General features: G+C 74.3%; 11 protein-coding genes, 1 pseudogene and 1 riboswitch. Of the genes and pseudogenes, 5 read left to right on the top strand and 7 right to left on the bottom strand.

Going from position 1 to position 15,977, the window contains the following annotated elements:
• Positions 1-10: 10 nt before the first annotated feature.
• The gene (locus OO48_RS24160) at positions 11-1,366 is read right to left on the bottom strand and encodes an MFS transporter (protein WP_106970402.1); all 1,356 of its coding nucleotides are present in this window, start codon (positions 1,364-1,366) and stop codon (positions 11-13) included.
• 520 nt (positions 1,367-1,886) lie between these two features.
• A riboswitch (cyclic di-AMP (ydaO/yuaA leader) is annotated at positions 1,887-2,051 on the top strand.
• Positions 2,052-2,054: 3 nt separating this feature from the next.
• Between OO48_RS24160 and OO48_RS24155 the strand changes: the two genes are divergently transcribed.
• On the top strand, positions 2,055-3,245 hold the full coding sequence (locus tag OO48_RS24155) for a LysM peptidoglycan-binding domain-containing protein (protein ID WP_033219747.1): 1,191 nt from the start codon (positions 2,055-2,057) through the stop codon (positions 3,243-3,245).
• 37 nt (positions 3,246-3,282) lie between these two features.
• On the opposite strand, the gene OO48_RS24150 is transcribed toward OO48_RS24155, so the two are convergent.
• From OO48_RS24150 to OO48_RS24140, 3 genes are all read right to left on the bottom strand, one after another.
• The gene (locus tag OO48_RS24150) at positions 3,283-4,473 is read right to left on the bottom strand and encodes a CapA family protein (RefSeq protein ID WP_033219743.1); all 1,191 of its coding nucleotides are present in this window, start codon (positions 4,471-4,473) and stop codon (positions 3,283-3,285) included.
• 160 nt (positions 4,474-4,633) lie between these two features.
• Positions 4,634-5,533, bottom strand: coding sequence for an AurF N-oxygenase family protein (locus OO48_RS24145; protein ID WP_033219741.1), 900 nt, complete (start codon positions 5,531-5,533; stop codon positions 4,634-4,636).
• A 170-nt stretch (positions 5,534-5,703) separates the two neighbouring features.
• On the bottom strand, positions 5,704-6,660 hold the full coding sequence (locus OO48_RS24140) for a pseudouridine synthase (protein WP_033219739.1): 957 nt from the start codon (positions 6,658-6,660) through the stop codon (positions 5,704-5,706).
• 136 nt (positions 6,661-6,796) lie between these two features.
• Here OO48_RS24140 and OO48_RS24135 point away from each other — a divergent pair, with 136 nt between their 5' ends.
• Positions 6,797-9,895 carry a SpoIIE family protein phosphatase gene (locus OO48_RS24135; protein WP_033219737.1) on the top strand — a complete coding sequence of 1,033 codons (3,099 nt, stop codon included), beginning with the start codon at positions 6,797-6,799 and terminating at the stop codon, positions 9,893-9,895.
• Positions 9,896-10,119: 224 nt separating this feature from the next.
• Positions 10,120-10,521, top strand: coding sequence for a hypothetical protein (locus OO48_RS24130; protein WP_033219735.1), 402 nt, complete (start codon positions 10,120-10,122; stop codon positions 10,519-10,521).
• 69 nt (positions 10,522-10,590) lie between these two features.
• Here OO48_RS24130 and OO48_RS24125 read toward each other — a convergent pair whose 3' ends face one another.
• The 3 genes from OO48_RS24125 to OO48_RS24115 are packed head-to-tail and all read right to left on the bottom strand — an operon-like array spanning position 10,591 to position 14,154.
• On the bottom strand, positions 10,591-11,367 hold the full coding sequence (locus OO48_RS24125) for a 3-oxoacyl-ACP reductase (protein WP_033219733.1): 777 nt from the start codon (positions 11,365-11,367) through the stop codon (positions 10,591-10,593).
• Positions 11,364-12,740 carry an aldehyde dehydrogenase family protein gene (locus OO48_RS24120; protein ID WP_033219731.1) on the bottom strand — a complete coding sequence of 459 codons (1,377 nt, stop codon included), beginning with the start codon at positions 12,738-12,740 and terminating at the stop codon, positions 11,364-11,366. The genes OO48_RS24125 and OO48_RS24120 overlap by 4 nt, the downstream gene beginning before the upstream one ends.
• A gap of 55 nt (positions 12,741-12,795) precedes the next feature.
• A complete protein-coding gene (locus tag OO48_RS24115; protein WP_033219730.1) occupies positions 12,796-14,154 on the bottom strand; it encodes a glutamine synthetase family protein in 1,359 nt (452 codons plus the stop codon).
• Positions 14,155-14,416: 262 nt separating this feature from the next.
• Here OO48_RS24115 and OO48_RS24110 point away from each other — a divergent pair, with 262 nt between their 5' ends.
• Both OO48_RS24110 and OO48_RS24105 read left to right on the top strand, forming a co-directional pair.
• On the top strand, positions 14,417-15,346 hold the full coding sequence (locus OO48_RS24110) for a GNAT family N-acetyltransferase (RefSeq protein ID WP_051732640.1): 930 nt from the start codon (positions 14,417-14,419) through the stop codon (positions 15,344-15,346).
• Positions 15,347-15,645: 299 nt separating this feature from the next.
• Positions 15,646-15,906, top strand: a pseudogene (locus OO48_RS24105) (DUF2087 domain-containing protein); the annotation flags it as partial.
• Positions 15,907-15,977: the final 71 nt, after the last annotated feature.

Raw genomic sequence — 15,977 nt, 5'->3', positions numbered from 1 at the left:
AGGGAGGGGGTCACGTTCCCGCCACCGCCTCCGGGGCGGGTTCCCGGCCCCCGGAAACCTCCTTGGAGGCTTCCCCGGGTTCGACCACGGCCACCGTTCCGGCCTCGGCACCGGTCGGCGGATTCGCCGGCAGGCGGCGGACCGCAGGAACGGCGAGCAGGGCGAGCGCGGCCGGAACGGCGAGGGCGGTCATCCCGAACAGCGCGGGGCGCACCCCCAGGCTCTCGGAGAGCGGACCGGCCAGCACCAGCCCCAGCGGCATCAGGGCGACGGCGATCAGGTGGTCGTAGGAACTGACCCGGGAGAGCACCTGCTCCGGTATGTGCACCTGGAGCGAGGTCTCCCAGAGCACGAAGGTCAGGGACACCCCCACCCCCGTGACCGCCTCCAGCGCGGCGATCGCCCAGACCGGCGCGCCGGACCCGATGATCAGCGCCTGGCAGGAGGCGACCGCCATCGCCACGGCCGCGACGGCCATCGGACGGGCCGGTTTCAGGCGGTAGGCGCAGACGTCCCCCACGATCGAGCCGAGGCCGAACGCGATGACCACCACGGTCCACGCACCGGCGCCGCCCCATTCGCGTTTCGCCAGCACCGGCCCGAGCACGAACACCGAGGGCAGCACCACCACGTGGTAGACCGCTATCGCCAGCATCCCCGACCACACCCACGTCCGACTGCGCACCTGCTGCCAGCCGACCCGGAGTTCGGCCAGGAAACCGAGCCGCTCGGCCCGCTCCGCCCCGCCGCCGACGCCACCGCCGCCGACCTCCGCGCCGCCCACCGGGCCCAGCCGGGCCAGTACGGCGGCACTGACCGCGAAACTCGCGGCGTCCACCGCCAGCGCGCCGCCCGGCCCGGCCGCCGCGATCAGCACGCCGGCCAGTGCCGGGCCGACCACCAGCCCCGTCGACTGCACGAACCCCCGCAGCGCGTTCGCCTCGCGCAACCGGTCGGCGGGAACGAGCAGGGGCAGCAGGCCGGTGGAGGCGGGGAGGAAGAAGGCGTCCGCGACACCGAACAGCGCCATCAGCAGCGCCAGCGTCCCGACCCGGGCGCTGCCGGTGAGCAGCAGCACGGCGGCTGTCGCCTGGACGGCGCACCGCACCAGGTCGGAGGCCAGCATGATCCGCTGCCTCGGCATGCGGTCCGCCCAGACTCCCCCGGCCAGCGTGAACACCAGCAGCGGGAGCAGCCCGGCGGCCGTGACCAGGCCGACGTCGGCGGCCGAGCCGCCGATCGCCAGCACCGCGAAGGGCAGCGCCACGAAGGACACCCGGTCTCCCAGGACCGACAGTGACTGGCCGACGAACAGCCGGGCGAACTGGCGCTCGGCGCGGAGCACTTCGGGAATCAGGGCACCCACGGGGCCTCCTCGACGGACTCGACGGACTCGGGCTCGACGGACCCGGACTCGGGATCCGGTTCGACGGGCTCGACGGCGCGCCCGCGGCACGAGGACAGCGAGCACGGCGATCGTAGGAAGCCCCCGGATCCCATGTCGCGCGATTTATCCGCAACGCCGAAAATGCCCTGATTCGATCCAACTGAGCCTGCCAACAAGGAAGTTGATGCCCCATGGGCGCTTCCGCCATCGAACCGGGGCGTCCGCCTCCCCCGTTCGTCCACACCCCAATCCCACCGATCGGCCGGACTTCTCCAACCGATCCGCCGACCTCCCGTCACCCGACCGATGTCCGCCACTGCCCGAGGCGCCGTCAACAGCGTCAACAGGTCGTCCACGGACCACGCGGCAACCGGCGTGACGGAGGCGTGATCCCCGCGCGACGCGCTTGTGATTGCCACGTTCGAGTGAATAGGCTCCTCCCAGCCCGCACCGCCGGGCCCCGCGCGCGAAACGCCGAACCCTGTCCACCGCGCCGCCGGGTCGACCACCACCACCCTTGGACAGGGGCGGGGGAACCACGATTGTTGCCGTTCCCCACGGCTAGGGGTGAAGCCGTCCGCGCCGGGTGACCGGGGTGCGACGGCCGGGCCTCCCTCCCGGTCCGAACCCGACAGCTCACCTCGCAGGCGTGCGGAGAGGATCTCGCATGCTCTTCACCGGTTCGGGACGCCACCGTCGGCAGGGCCCGGCAGAGAAGGCCGCCGAGCGCGCCATCGCGGCAGCCGGCGTGGCCGGTATCGGCATCGCCCTGCCGCTGCTCGCCGCGTCCGGCGCCCACGCCGCGCCCAGCGCCGTCTGGGACCGGGTCGCCGACTGCGAAAGCGGGGGGAACTGGAACTCCGACGCGGGCAACGGCCTCTACGGCGGTCTGCAGATCAACGCCCAGCGCTGGACCGACTACGGCGGCACCCAGTACGCCCCGCTGCCGAGCGGGGCCACTCGCAGCCAGCAGATCGCCGTGGCCGAACGCATCCTGGCCACCGAGGGCCCCTTGGCCTGGTCCGCGTGCGCGGACGACGCGGGTCTGGACACCGCCAGCGCGCCGGGCGTGGTCGACGACAACGACTCGGCGGACGAGACGGGTTCGCTGCGCGGCGCCCGCGGCGTCGCGGCGGTCAACGCCGCCCCGGACGGCAGCACCGTCCCGGAGGGAAACAGCGCACCGGTCTTCTCCGGCCTGCCCGGCTACGACCCGGTCTCGCACGTGTACTGGTACGAGAAGAACGGTGCCTGGTTCTGGACCAGCCACCAGAGCCTGTACGAGCGCTACATGCAGCTGACGCACCCCCAGCCGCAGCCGAGCGCGCCCGCCTCGGCCAGCCCCACCCCGGACGCCCCGGTCACCCAGCCCGTCCCGCCGGTCTCCCCCGGCATCCCGACGGTGCCCACCGACCCGACCGCCACTCCCAGCCCGAGCACGCCCGCGGACGGCGACAACGGGAACGGGAACGGCAACAACGGCGACGGCAACGGAAGCGGTCTGTTCCCCACCCTCCCGGTCACCCCGTCGCCCAGCCCGTCCGACGGCACCGGCACCTCCGGCACCACCCCGGACGCCTCGCCCACCGGCACCGCGACGTCCCCCGCCGCCGGCTCGCCCACCACGCCCGCGGCTCCGGCCGAACCGACGGCCCAGGCGACCCCGGCAGCCCCGGCAACCCCGGCGGCGGACCGGTCCGCGCAGCCGTACACCGTCACCCCCGGCGACACCCTGGCGGCGATCGCCCGCCAGCACGCCCTGGGCGGCGGCTGGTCCGAGCTCTACGAGTCCAACCATCAGGTGGTCGGCGAGGACCCGGACCTGATCCGTCCCGGTCAGGTGCTGGAACTGGGCTGACCGGCACCCGGCGGGTGCGCCTCCGGCTGAGCCGCCGTCACTTCGGGACGGCGGCCAGCCCGGTGCAGCCGCGCAGGCCGTCGCGGCGCTGCTGGGCGGCCTTCGCCGCGTTGCCGGTCTGCGGGACGGGCACGCCCCGGCCGTCGATGTGGGCGGGCGTGAAGGCCTCGCCGGTGACGCGGCCGTCGGCGGTGACGGTGAGCGTGGTGACGCCGGTCTCGTCGGAGGCGGTGTAGTTCGAGGTGCCGTACCAGAGGAAGTTGCCGAAGCCGTAGGCGACGTAGGTCTTCCCGAGCATGCCCGCCCCGAGCATGGTGTGGGCGTGGGTGCCGACCACGGCGGTCGCCCCGGCGTCGGCGAGCTTCTTGGCGAGGGCGGTCTGCGCCCGGGTCGGGCAGGCCACGCCCTCGTCGCCCCAGTGCAGGTAGACCAGGACCACGGACGCCTGTGCCTTCGCCCCGGCGACGGCGTGCAGCAGCGCCCCCTCGTCGAGGGCGGAGGCGATGCCCGGCTTGCGGGCACCGGCCCGCCACTTCTGGTTGGTGATCTCGTTGACCTGACTGGCCGCCAGCACCGCGACCTTCACCCCGCGCACCGTGGTGACGTGGGGGGCGTACGCCTCCTCGGCGTCCTTGCCGATGCCGACCACCGGTATCGGGGAGGCGGCTTTGGCGGCCAGGGTGTCGGCGAGGCCGTCGGGGCCGAAGTCGACGGCGTGGTTGTTGGCCTGGGAGACCACGTCGACGCCGGCGTCCTTGAGCGCTTCGAGCGCCTTGGGCGTGGTGCGGAAGGTGTAGGTCTTGGATTCGGCCTTGCCCCGGGAGGTGATCGCGGTCTCCAGGTTGAGCACCGCCAGGTCCGCGGTGGAGAGCGTCGCGGAGATCGGGCCGAGTGCGGTGTCCGCCTTGCCGGCGCCGAGCCGGGAGGCGGTCCGGCCCTCGAAGTGGACGTCCCCCGCGAACGCCACCGTGATGCTGCCGCCCGCGCCGCCGTCCGCCGTTCCGGAGCCGGTCGGAGTGCCGCTGCCCGGGGCGGCGGGAGACGGTCCGGCCGGGTCCGGGGCTCCGGACCCGGGGGGCGCGGACGCCGGGGCGGCGGACGTCGGCGAGGCCCCGGGGGTGGTGGCGGCCCGGTCCTCGGACGGGGACGGTCCGCCGCAGCCGGCGACGGCGGTGAACAGCAGGACTGCGGTGGCGGCGGCGGTTGTGCCGACTGTGGCGCGACGCATGAACGGACCCCCCGGCGGTTCGGTGACGTCGCACTTTATCCGCGCCACTCGAACACCGGAAGCCCACATCGGCACCGTACTGTCACGTTTCCGCTCCGGAACCGCCGGAGCGGCCCGCCGGGGTTCAGGCCCGGCCGTCGACCCGGCCCTCCGCCGGGGTTCAGGCCACCACCCCGGCCGCGCGCAGCAGCCAGCGGTTGGTGCGGCCGACCAGCCCGGCCCTGTCCAGGACGGAGACCACCTTCCGCGCCATCTCGACCTTGGTGGCCCGCCAGTTGGGGTTGGCGCGGGCGACGGCCCGGCCGGTCCTGGGGTCGATGCCGACGGCAGCGTAGAGCCGGGGGTGGATCAGCGCGGTGGTGGCGTAGTAGACGATCAGTCCGATGAACAGCTGCTCGTACCGGCGGCGGATCGGGCCGAGGCGCTTGCGGACGAGTTCCTCGCGGGCGTAGCTGATGTGCCTGGCCTCCTCGATGACGTGGATCCGGGAGACCTGGCGGGTGAGCGGCTGGAGGGTGTCGTCACTCATCACCTCGCGCTGGAAGGCGTCCAGGATCTCCTCGACGTACATGGTGCCGCCGAAGGTCTGGCTGTGGGTGGAGATCGCCTTGAACAGCCGGCCGAGGTTGTGGGCGACGAATCCGGCGCCGTAGGCGGGGACGCCCATCTTGGCGATCATCCGGGCGAACATGATCGAGTGCCGGCACTCGTCGGCGATCTCGGTGAGCGCGTACTGGACGTGGCTGCTGGTCGGGTCCCGGTCGAAGGCGTGGCGCAGCAGCATCTGCATGAGGATCTCCTCGAACCAGATGCCGACGCTGGCGATGGAGGCGACCTCGTGCTTGGAGAGCTCGATCCGCTCCTCCTCGGTCATCCGCTCCCACAGGTCGGTGCCGTAGAGGGAGAGGTGGCGGGGCGGGCAGTAGTAGGCGCCGGGGACGGGATCGGCGTCCCAGTCGACGTCCGTGAGCGGGTTGAACGAGAGCTTCGCGGAGGAGGCGAGCAGGCGTTCGGCGGTGCGCTCCCGGTCGGGGGCGGTGCGGGCGGTCTGGGGCGGCATGCCGGCTCCTTCGCGGTGGGGGGGCGGAGAGGGTGGAGTGGTGGCACTGCCGCGAAGGTAGAAGTTATTAGACTTTCCGTCAATACACCGCGCGCGAAGCGGCCCCGCTTCCCGCCGGGCCCTCAGCCCGCCCCACGGCCCCCGGCCCCGCTATGGGCCCCAGCCCCGCCCTACGGGCCCCACCAGCCCGCCGGGTCCTGCCAGGCCGCCAGCTCCCGTCCGCTGGTGAAGCACCGCCGCCGGCCGTCCACGGGGTCGGTGAACTCCAGCGAGCGCGCCAGCAGCTGCAGCGGCCGCCGGTAGTCCTCGGGCTCGTCCCCGCCCAGCACCTCGGGGTAGAGCGGGTCGCCCAGGATCGGCAGCCCGAGCCCGTTCATGTGCACCCGCAGCTGGTGGGTGCGCCCGGTGCGCGGGGCGAGGCGGTAGCGGCCCAGGCCGCCGCGCGCCTCGGCCAGCTCGACCCGGCTCTCCGCGTTGGGCTCGCCCGGCACCTCGTACGCGGCGAGCCGGCCGCGGTCCTTGAGGATCCGGCTGCGCACCACGGCGGGCAGCCGGGCCGCCGCGCCCTCCTCGTACCGGGCGACGGCCTCGTACTCCTTGACCGCCTCGCGGCGCTCGAACAGGCCCTGGTAGGCGCCGCGCAGCGCCGGGTCCGCGACGAACAGCACCACGCCGGCGGTGAGCCGGTCCAGGCGGTGGGCGGGGCTGAGCCGGGGCAGGTCGAGGTCGCGGCGCAGCCGGGCGAGGGCGGTCTCGGTGGCGTGGCTGCCGCGCGGGGTGGTGGCGAGGAAGTGCGGCTTGTCGGCGACCACGATCCGCTCGTCGCGGTACAGGACCTCGACGGGGAAGGGCACCACCGGCTCGGGCGGCCCCGGTTCGCGGTGGAACCAGACATGGCCGCCGGGCCGGTAGGGGGTGTCGGCGGTGACCGGGCCGTCGGCGCCGACGAACTCGCCGGCCGCGAGCATCGCGCCGACCCGCCCGTCCCCCGCGGCGGCGCCGTAGCGCTCCTCCAGGTAGGCGCGCACCGTCGGCCAGGCGCCGTCCGGCGGAAGTTTGACGTGTACGGGATCGATGCCGCCGCGCTGCGGGAGCGGGCTGACGGGGGCGGGTTTCCTACGCACCACCGCGCGCCACCGGGGTGTTCGTCCGACGGGTGTCCATCCGGTCCACCTTAGCGGCAGGTCACCCGTCTGGGCGCGGGCGGCCCGCCGTGCGACGATGGCAGGGCGGTGACCGCCCCCCGGAACGGCAGGTGGCCAGATGGACACCGACAAACAGCGCACGGTTCCCCGGACTCGCCCCACCGCCCCGCTCGCGGCGGGCGGGGCGCCGGTACCCGACGGCCTGCTCGCGATCCCGGTGGCCACGGCCCTGATCGCGGCGGACGGCCGGATCCTGCACTGGAGCCCGGACGCGGAGGCCCTGCTCGGCTTCCCGGCGGACCAGGCGGTGGGGACGCGCGCGGCGGACATCCTGGTCGGCCCGGAGCGGCGTCCGGCGGCGCTGGAGCTGTTCGCCCGGATCCTGAGCGGCCGCCCCTGGGCGGGGGTGTTCCCGGTGCGGCACCGCGACGGCCACCTGGTGCGGCTCGACTTCCGGACCTTCCCGGTGCTCGACCACAGCGGCTCGCCGATGGTGCTGGCGGTGGCCTCGGACGTCAGCGAGGTGCGCCAACTGGCGGCGGACCTCGCGGTGCTGGACGGGTTCTTCACGCAGTCGCCGGTCGGCATGGGCGTGTTCGACACCGAGTTGCGCTTCGTCCGCCTGAACGAGGCGCTGGCCCGGATCAACGGGCTGCCGGTGGAACGGCACCTGGGACGGCGGCTGTCGGAGGTGCTGCCGGGGATCGACAGCCGGACGGCCGAGGAGACGATGCAGCGGATCCTGGCCGACGGCCGGCCGCTGGTGGACCTCCGGACGCACGGCCGGACGGCGGGCGACCCGGAGCGCGAGCACGCCTGGTCGGTGTCGAGCTTCCGGCTGGAGCAGCCGGACGGCACGGTGCTGGGGGTGTGCACCACCATCGTGGACATCACCGACCGCTTCGAGGCGGAGACCGCCGCCGAGGCCGCCCAGCAGCGGCTGGCGCTGCTGAACGAGGCGTCCACCCGGATCGGCACCACGCTGGACCTGGCCACCACGGCCCGGGAGCTGGCCGAGACCGCCGCCCCGATCCTGGCCGACACCGTGATGGTGGAGGTGCTGGACGGCCTGGTGCGGGGCGAGCCGGCCGTGCTGCCGGGCCGGACGGACCGGTCCGCGGTGCTGCGCCGGATGGCGTTCCACACCGTCCCGGACAGCGGGATGGCCCCGATCGCGCCGGTGGGCTCGGTGCAGCGGCTGCACCCGAGCACGCCGTACGCGTGGGCGCTGTCGCACGGCCGGCCGGTGCTGGTGCCGCGCACGGACGGCGCGGCGATGAGTTGGTTCACGGACGACCCGGTGCGCGGCGGGGCGATCCGGGCGCAGGGGGTGCGTTCGCTGATGGTGGTGCCGCTGATCGCGCGGGGTGCGGCGATCGGCACCGCCACGTTCTTCCGCTCCCGGAGCACGGCGCCGTACGACCACGGGGACCTGGCGCTGGCGAGCGAGCTGGCCGCCCGGGCGGCGGTGTCGATCGACAACGCGCTGCTGTACACCCGGGAGCGGGACGCGGCCGAGCAGCGGCAGCGGGCCCTGGAGGCGGCGGAGGCCGCGCAGCAGCGGCTGGCGCTGCTGAACGAGGCGTCCACCCGGATCGGCACCACGCTGGACCTGTCGATCACCGCGCAGGAGCTGGTGGATGTGGTGATCCCGCGGTTCGCGGACTTCGCGACGGTGGACATCCGCGAGGCGGTGCTGACCGGCGAGGACCCGGAGCCGGTGCCCGATTCGGGCTCGGTGGCGCTGCGCGCGGTCGCGGTGGGCGAGCGGGAGGACGGCACGCTGCTGACCGGAGCGGCGGACCAGGTCGGGGAGACCACGCACTCGGCCAAGCTGTACGCGCAGGCGATGCGCACCGGCCGGCCGGTCCTGGTGCCGCACGTGGACGAGTTCGAGCTGCGCCGGATCGTCGCGCACCCGGACCGGGTCCAGCCGGGCCTGGACGCCGGGATCCACTCGTACCTGATGGTGCCGCTGCTGGCGCGCGGCCAGGTGCTGGGCGGGGTGGAGTTCGTGCGGCTGACGAACCCGGAGTCGTTCACCCCGGCCGACCGGGCGCTGGGCGAGGAGCTGGCGGCGCGGGCGGCGGTGTGCATCGACAACGCCCGGCTGTACCGGCGGGAGCGGGACACCGCGCTGACCCTGCAGCGCAGCCTGCTGCCGCAGGACGTCCACGGCACGCCGGGGTTGGAGATCGCGCACCGGTACCTGCCGTCGACGGTGGGCGACGAGATCGGCGGCGACTGGTTCGACGTGGTGCCGCTGACCGGCGGCCGGGTGGCGCTGATCGTCGGCGACGTGATGGGGCACGGCATCCGGGCGGCCGCGACGATGGGCCAGCTGCGGACGGTGGCGCGGACGCTGGTGACGCTGGACCTGGATCCGGCGCGGGTGCTGCGGCGCCTGGACGAGGCGACCGCGCAGCTCGGCGAGGGCCAGTTCGCGACCTGCGTGTGCGCGGTGTTCGACCCGGTGGACGAGGAGTGCATCCTGGCCTCGGCCGGCCATCTGCCGCCGGTGCTGTCGGAGCGGGACGGCCGGGCGCGGCTGGTGGAGCCCCCGCCGGGGGCACCGCTGGGCGTGGGCGGGGTGCCGTTCGAGTCGGTGCGCTTCCCGCTGCGCCAGGACGGGCTGCTGGTGCTGTACACAGACGGGCTGGTGGAGCGGCGCGGGCAGGACCTGGACGAGGGCCTGGAACTGCTGCGCGAGACGGTGACGCACCGCCAGCCGACCCTGGAACGGGGCTGCGACGCGGTGCTGGGGGCGTTCGGGTCGACGCTGGGGCAGGACGACGTGGCAGTGATCATGGCGCACGCGGGGCCGGTCGGCGCGGACCGGCTGGCGACCCTGGCGCTGTCCGGCGACCCGGCGCTGCTGCGGCACGCCCGTGAGTTCACCCGGCGGACGCTGACCGGCTGGGGGCTGTCCTCGCTGGTGGATCCGGTGGTGCTGCTGACCGGGGAGCTGCTGGCGAACGCGGTGCTGCACGCCGGTTCGCCGCTGCAGCTGCGGGTGTTCCGCGGGGCGCTGCTGACGGTGGAGGTGTCGGACGCGGACAGCCGGGAGCCGCGGCTGCGGCCGGTGGGCGAGCACGACGAGGGCGGGCGGGGAATGCTGCTGATCAACGAGTTGGCGCACCGCTGGGGCAGCCGGGCGACCAAGGACGGCAAGGTGGTCTGGTTCGAGATGGAGCTACCGGTCCGATCGTCATACTGACGGGTCCCCAACTCCCTTGCCCCGCAGGTGCGTCAACCCCGCGCGCCACCCCGTGCGGCATCCGGCGGTACCGCGCTCACCCGTCGCGGCGGTGCCCTTGCCCCGGCCGGGTGACCGTTCGGCCGACGGCGTGCGGCCCTGGTCCGCGGGTGCCGATGATCGTCGCGTCCGGCACCAACCCACGTCCGACGCCACCGCGTTCGGCGCTGAGCATGGAGAACTCGATGCGTTCCAGCCTCGCCAAGGTCACCACCGCCGCCTTCCTCACCGGCCTCGCCCTGCTCGGCACGGCGGGCACCGCCTCCGCCCGCTACCACCACCCGCACCCGCACGGGGCGCTCGCCGTCGGCGGCGACGCGGCGGCCCAGGGCGGCAGCGCGGGCGCGGTCGGCGGGGACGCCTGGGCCGAGGGCGGGAACGCGCTGGCGGTCGGCGGGGACGCGGGCGCGCTGGGCGGCAGCGCCGGTGCGGTGGGCGGCGACGCCTGGGCCGAGGGCGGCGACGCCCTCGCGGTCGGCGGGGACGCCGAGGCGCTGTGCGGTTCGGCCCTGGCCGTCGGCGGGGACGCGCTGGGCAACGGCGGCGACGCCCTCGCGGTCGGCGGGGACGCCTCCTCCTCGCACTGACGCCCCTCGGCGGTGCGGCGGCCGGGCGGTGTCCCCAGCGGACCCGCCCGGCCGCCGCGCTGTCCGTTCCTACAGCGGGGTGACGTACGCGCCGGAGATGCCGCCGTCCACCAGGAAGGTGCTGGCGGTCATGAAGGAGGAGTCGTCGCTGGCCAGGAAGGCCACTGCGGCGGCGATCTCCTCGGGTTCGGCGAACCGGCCGAGCGGGATGTGCACCAGGCGGCGGGCGGCGCGCTCCGGGTCCTTGGCGAACAGCTCCTGGAGCAGCGGGGTGTTGACCGGGCCGGGACACAGCGCGTTGACCCGGATGCCCTCCCGGGCGAACTCCACGCCCAGCTCCCGGCTCATCGCCAGCACACCGCCCTTGGAGGCGCTGTAGGAGATCTGCGAGGTCGCGGCGCCCATCACCGCCACGAAGGACGCGGTGTTGATGATCGAGCCCTTGCCCTGCCGCCGCATGTGGCCGATCGCGTACTTGCAGCACAGGTACACGGAGGTCAGGTTGACGTCCTGGACGCGCTTCCACGCGTCGAGGCCGGTGACCAGGATGGAGTCGTCGTCCGGCGGGGAGATGCCCGCGTTGTTGAACACCACCTCCAGGCTGCCGTAGTGCTCGACCGCGGTGTCGAACAGGGCCCGGACCTGCTCCTCGTCGGTCACGTCGGTGCGGACGAACAGGCCGCCGACCTCGTTGGCGGCCTTGGCGCCGGTCTCCCCGTCGATGTCGGCGCACACCACCTTCGCCCCCTCGGCGGCGAAGCGGCGCACCGTGGCCAGGCCGATGCCGCTGCCCGCGCCGGTGACGACCGCCACCCGGCCGTCAAGTCGCTTGCTCATGTGGCTCATTCCTCCGTCGCGATGAAGACGTTCTTGGTCTCGGTGAAGGCGTGCAGGGCGTCCGGTCCGAGCTCGCGGCCCAGGCCGGACTGTTTGAAGCCGCCGAACGGCGTCCAGTAGCGCACCGAGGAGTGCGAGTTGACGGACAGGTTGCCCGCCTCCACGGCCCGGGCGACGCGCAGGGCCCGGCCCACGTCCCTGGTCCAGATCGACCCGGACAGGCCGTACTCGGTGGCGTTGGCGATCCGCACCGCGTCGCTCTCGCCGCGGAACGGGACCACGGCGACGACCGGGCCGAACACCTCCTCGGTGAACGCCCGGTGGTCGGGGGCGATCGGCGCCAGCACCGTCGGCGGGTACCAGAAGCCCGGCCCCTCGGGCGCGCTGCCGCGGAACGCCACCTCGGTGTCGCCGTTCACGTAGGAGGCCACCCGGGCCCGGTGCGCGGCCGAGATCAGCGGCCCCATCTCGGTCTTCTCGTCCGCCGGGTCACCGACCCGCACGCCCCGGACCGCGCGCTCCAGCCGCTCCGTGAACTCCTCGTACACGCTCGCCTCGACCAGGATCCGGGAGCGCGCGCAGCAGTCCTGCCCGGCGTTGTCGAAGACCGCGTACGGGGCGGTGGCGGCGGCCCGGTCCAGGTCGGCGTCGGCGAAGACGATGTTGGCGCTCTTGCCGCCGAGTTCCAGCGTGACCGGCTTGACCTGGGCGGCGCAGCCGGCCATCACGGACTTGCCGACGGCGGTGGAGCCGGTGAACACCACCTTGCGGACGCCCGGGTGGGTGACGAAGCGCTGCCCGACCACCGGGCCGCGGCCGGGCAGCACCTGCAGCACGCCCTCGGGCAGGCCCGCGCGCAGGGCGAGCTCGGCCAGCCGCAGGGCGGTGAGCGGGGTGAGTTCGGCCGGTTTGACGATGACGGTGTTCCCGGCGGCCAGCGCGGGGGCCAGCGCCCAGGCGGCGATCGGCAGCGGGAAGTTCCACGGGACGATCACGCCGACCACGCCCAGCGGCTCGTGGAAGGTGACGTCCAGGCCGCCGGCGACCGGGATCTGCCGGCCGAACAGCCGCTCGGGGGCGCCCGCGTAGTACTCGATGACGTCGCGGGCGTTGCCGGCCTCCCAGCGGGCGTTGCCGATGGTGTGCCCGGCGTTGGCGACCTCCAGCAGGGCCAGTCGCTCGCGTTCGGCGTCCACTTCGGCGGCGAAGCGGCGCAGCAGCCGGGCCCGGTCGCCGGGCGCCACGTTCCGCCAGCTCTCGAACGCCGCCCCGGCGCGGGCGACCGCGGCGTCGGTGGCGGCCAGGTCGGCCAGGTCGACGGTGGCGATCACCTCCTCGGTGGCGGGGTTGACCACCTGGTACGGCTCGGGGCCCTCGGTCACCTGCTCCTCCTCGTTCTCGTTCTCGTGTCCGCCGCGTCCTCGCGCCACGGCCGTCTCACAGCCGCTCGAAGCCGCGGCGGCGCTCCCAGTCGGTCACCGCGGCGTCGTACGCGGCGAGTTCGACCCGCCCGGCGTGGGCGTAGTGCCGGACGACGTCCTTGCCGAAGGCCTCGGTGGCGGCCTCGCTGCGTTCGAACCGCTCGACCGCCTCGCGCAGCGTGGCGGGCACCCTGGGCGCGTCGGAGGCGTACGCGTTGCCGGTGAACTCGCCCTCCAGCGGCAGTTGGTGCTCCACCCCGTACAGCCCGGCGGCGATCAGCGCGGCCACCGCCAGGTACGGGTTGACGTCCCCGCCGGGCACCCGGTTCTCGAACCGCAGCGAGTCCCCGTGCCCGACCACCCGCAGCGCGCACGTCCGGTTGTCGCGCCCCCAGGCGATCGCGGTGGGGGCGAAGCTGCCCGGCACGTAGCGCTTGTACGAGTTGACGGTCGGGGCGAGCAGCAGCGCGAACCGGTCGAGGCAGGCGAGCTGCCCGGCGAGGAAGTGCTCCATCGTCCGGGAGAAGCCGTGCGCGCCCTCGCCGGGGAACACCGGGCGGCCCCGCTCGTCGCGCAGGCTCAGGTGCACGTGGCAGGAGTTGCCCTCGCGCTGGTCGTACTTGGCCATGAAGGTGAGGCTGACGCCCTCCTGCGCGGCGATCTCCTTGGCGCCGGTCTTGTAGACGGCGTGGTCGTCGCAGGTGGTCAGCGCGTCGGCGTAGCGGAACGCGATCTCGTGCTGCCCGAGGTTGCACTCGCCCTTCGCGGACTCCACCGTCAGCCCGGCCCCGGCCATGCCGGTGCGCAGACGGCGCAGCAGCGGCTCGATCCGGCCGGTGCCGAGGATCGAGTAGTCGACGTTGTACTGGTTGACGGGCGTGAGGTCCTGGTAGTGCTTCTCCCAGGCGCGCTCGTAGCTGTCCCGGAAGACCATGAACTCCAACTCGGTGCCCACGTACGCGCTCCAGCCGTAGCCGGCCAGCCGCTCCAGCTGGCGGCGCAGCACCTGGCGGGGCGAGACCGCGACGGGGGTGCCGTCGTGGTGGGCCAGGTCGCACTGGACCATGGCGGTGGCCGGGTGCCACGGCACCATCCGCAGGGTGGCGAGGTCGGGGGCGAAGACCAGGTCTCCGTAGCCGCTCTCCCAGGAGGAGACGGTGTAGCCGTCGACGGTGTTCATCTCCACGTCCACCGCCAGCAGGTAGCCGCAGCCCTCGGCGCCGCCGCTCAGCACCTCGGCCAGGAAGTACCCGGCGTCCAGCCGTTTGCCCTGCAACCGGCCCTGCATGTCGGTGACGGCCAGCACGACCGTCTCCACCGCGCCCTCGGCCACCAGTTCCCGCAGCCGTTCCACCGTGAGCCGCGCCTCGGTCATCCGCCCACCACCTCCGCCACCCGGCCAGCCGCGCGCGGACCGGTCCGCCACAGCGACGATGATCCCGCCCCGGACCCGGGCGCACCAGTGTCCGCGCGGGTGTCGCGATTTCCCGACGAACCGTCAGAAGATCATTACTCCAGGCAATATGACGCAACATCAGCCCTTCACCCCGCTCTCCTCCGTTGTCCACTCCCCGCGCGCGGGGGAAACGCGGGGGAAATCCGATTGCCCCGGTCGGACGGACCTGCTTCGGTGGCGCGTGCCCGCCCCTCCCGCCACTCACCGGAGACCGCCACCCGTGACCTTCCGTCTGACCGCCCTCGCCGATCCCGCCGAAACCCCCTTCTCCCGCCGCCTGGCCTGGCTGGCCGCCGCCTCGGACGGCACCCCACTCGGCAGCGCCTTCCTGCGCCTGCTCACCTCCCCCGGGCAGGCCCACCTGTGCGAACTCACCCTGGACGTCCACCCCGCCGAGCGGCGGCGCGGCGTGGGGTCGGCACTGCTCGCGGCCGCCACGGCCGCGGCCCGGGAGGACGGGCGCCGCGCGCTGCTCGCCCAGGCGGTCGAAGGCTCCCCGGGCGACGCGTTCCTCTCCGCCCGCGGCTTCGAGCGGGCCCTCGTCCTCGACTTCGCCCGGCTGGACCTGGCCACCGCCGCCACCGCCGCCACCCCCGCCCCCGGCTCCGCCGCCGGGCTCCCGCCCGGCTACCGGCTGGTCTCCTGGGTCGGCCGCTGCCCCGAGGAGTGGCTGCCCGCCTTCACCCGCTCGCGCACCGCCATGGACGACATGCCGATGGGCGACACCGGGTACGGCCCGGTCGCCTGGGACGAGGCCCGGACGCTGTCCGCGGCGCAGGCCGTCGCCGACCGGGGCGAACTGCTGCACACCGTCGCCGTGTTGGAGACCGCCACCGGCGAGCTGGTCGGGTTCAGCGAACTGGTGCTGCCCGCCGACCGGTCCGGCGACGCCCAGCACTACGGCACCGCCGTCCAGCCCGACCACCGCAGGCGCGGCCTGGCCCGGGCGATGAAGACCGAGTCGATCCGCTGGACGCGGGCCGAGCACCCCGGGATCACCGGTCTGCTCACCGACACCGCCGAACACAACACCGGCATGCTGGCGGTCAACCACGCCCTGGGCTACCGCAGCACCCACCGCTCCGTCGAGTTCCGCCTCCCGCTGTCGTAACCCGTCCCCGCCGCCTGCCCCTCTCCCCGTACCCGGCGCCCGATCGACCCGCTCGACCCGTTCAACCCACCGGGCCCACCGCCCCGTCCGGTTCCGCCGCCGCACTCGTACCCGCGCCCGCGCCCGCGCCCGCGCCCGCATCGGCGCCCGTGTCGGCGCCCGCCGGAAGCGGCCCGGCCCGGCATTGCTCGTACCCATCCGTTCCCCCCTCCTCCGGGGTGTCGTCCCAGCTCATCGGGCCGGCACCCCGTCCGGTAATCCGGTTGTCTCCTGGTGGCCGCCCTGACAGGCTGCCGGTCATGTCCGCTCACGAACCGCCGGCCACCCTCGCCGCGTTCTTCACCGACGGCCGTCTGACGTCCGTCCCGCGCAAGCCGGCCCGCCGCGCCGCCCTGCTCCAGCACCTGGCGTGCTCCCTCTTCGACCCCGAGCGCCCGTACACCGAGCGGGAGGTCAACGAGGCGCTGCTCGCCGTCCACTCCGACACCTCCATGCTCCGCCGCTACCTGGTCGAGGCCCACCTGCTGACCCGCACCCGGGACGGGTCGAGCTACCGCCGGGCCACCACCGCCGACCTCGAAGCCCCGGGAAACGCCCCGGAGGGCACTCCGGACGGCACCCCGGGTGACAC

Origin of the sequence: Kitasatospora phosalacinea, from assembly GCF_000716545.1 — a bacterium.
Taxonomy (GTDB): domain Bacteria; phylum Actinomycetota; class Actinomycetes; order Streptomycetales; family Streptomycetaceae; genus Kitasatospora; species Kitasatospora phosalacinea.
The sequence above is the reverse complement of the archived record's forward strand: the minus strand, read 5'-3'. Positions and strand labels throughout refer to the sequence as shown.

Excerpts from the sequence above, each read along its gene's own strand:
- OO48_RS24115 (WP_033219730.1), bottom strand. The coding sequence starts at position 14,154 with ATGACCGAGGCGCGGCTCACGGTGGAACGGCTGCGGGAACTGGTGGCC.
- OO48_RS24130 (WP_033219735.1), top strand. The coding sequence starts at position 10,120 with ATGCGTTCCAGCCTCGCCAAGGTCACCACCGCCGCCTTCCTCACCGGC.
- OO48_RS24155 (WP_033219747.1), top strand. The coding sequence starts at position 2,055 with ATGCTCTTCACCGGTTCGGGACGCCACCGTCGGCAGGGCCCGGCAGAG.
- OO48_RS24125 (WP_033219733.1), bottom strand. The coding sequence starts at position 11,367 with ATGAGCCACATGAGCAAGCGACTTGACGGCCGGGTGGCGGTCGTCACC.
- OO48_RS24135 (WP_033219737.1), top strand. The coding sequence starts at position 6,797 with ATGGACACCGACAAACAGCGCACGGTTCCCCGGACTCGCCCCACCGCC.
- OO48_RS24145 (WP_033219741.1), bottom strand. The coding sequence starts at position 5,533 with ATGCCGCCCCAGACCGCCCGCACCGCCCCCGACCGGGAGCGCACCGCC.
- OO48_RS24150 (WP_033219743.1), bottom strand. The coding sequence starts at position 4,473 with ATGCGTCGCGCCACAGTCGGCACAACCGCCGCCGCCACCGCAGTCCTG.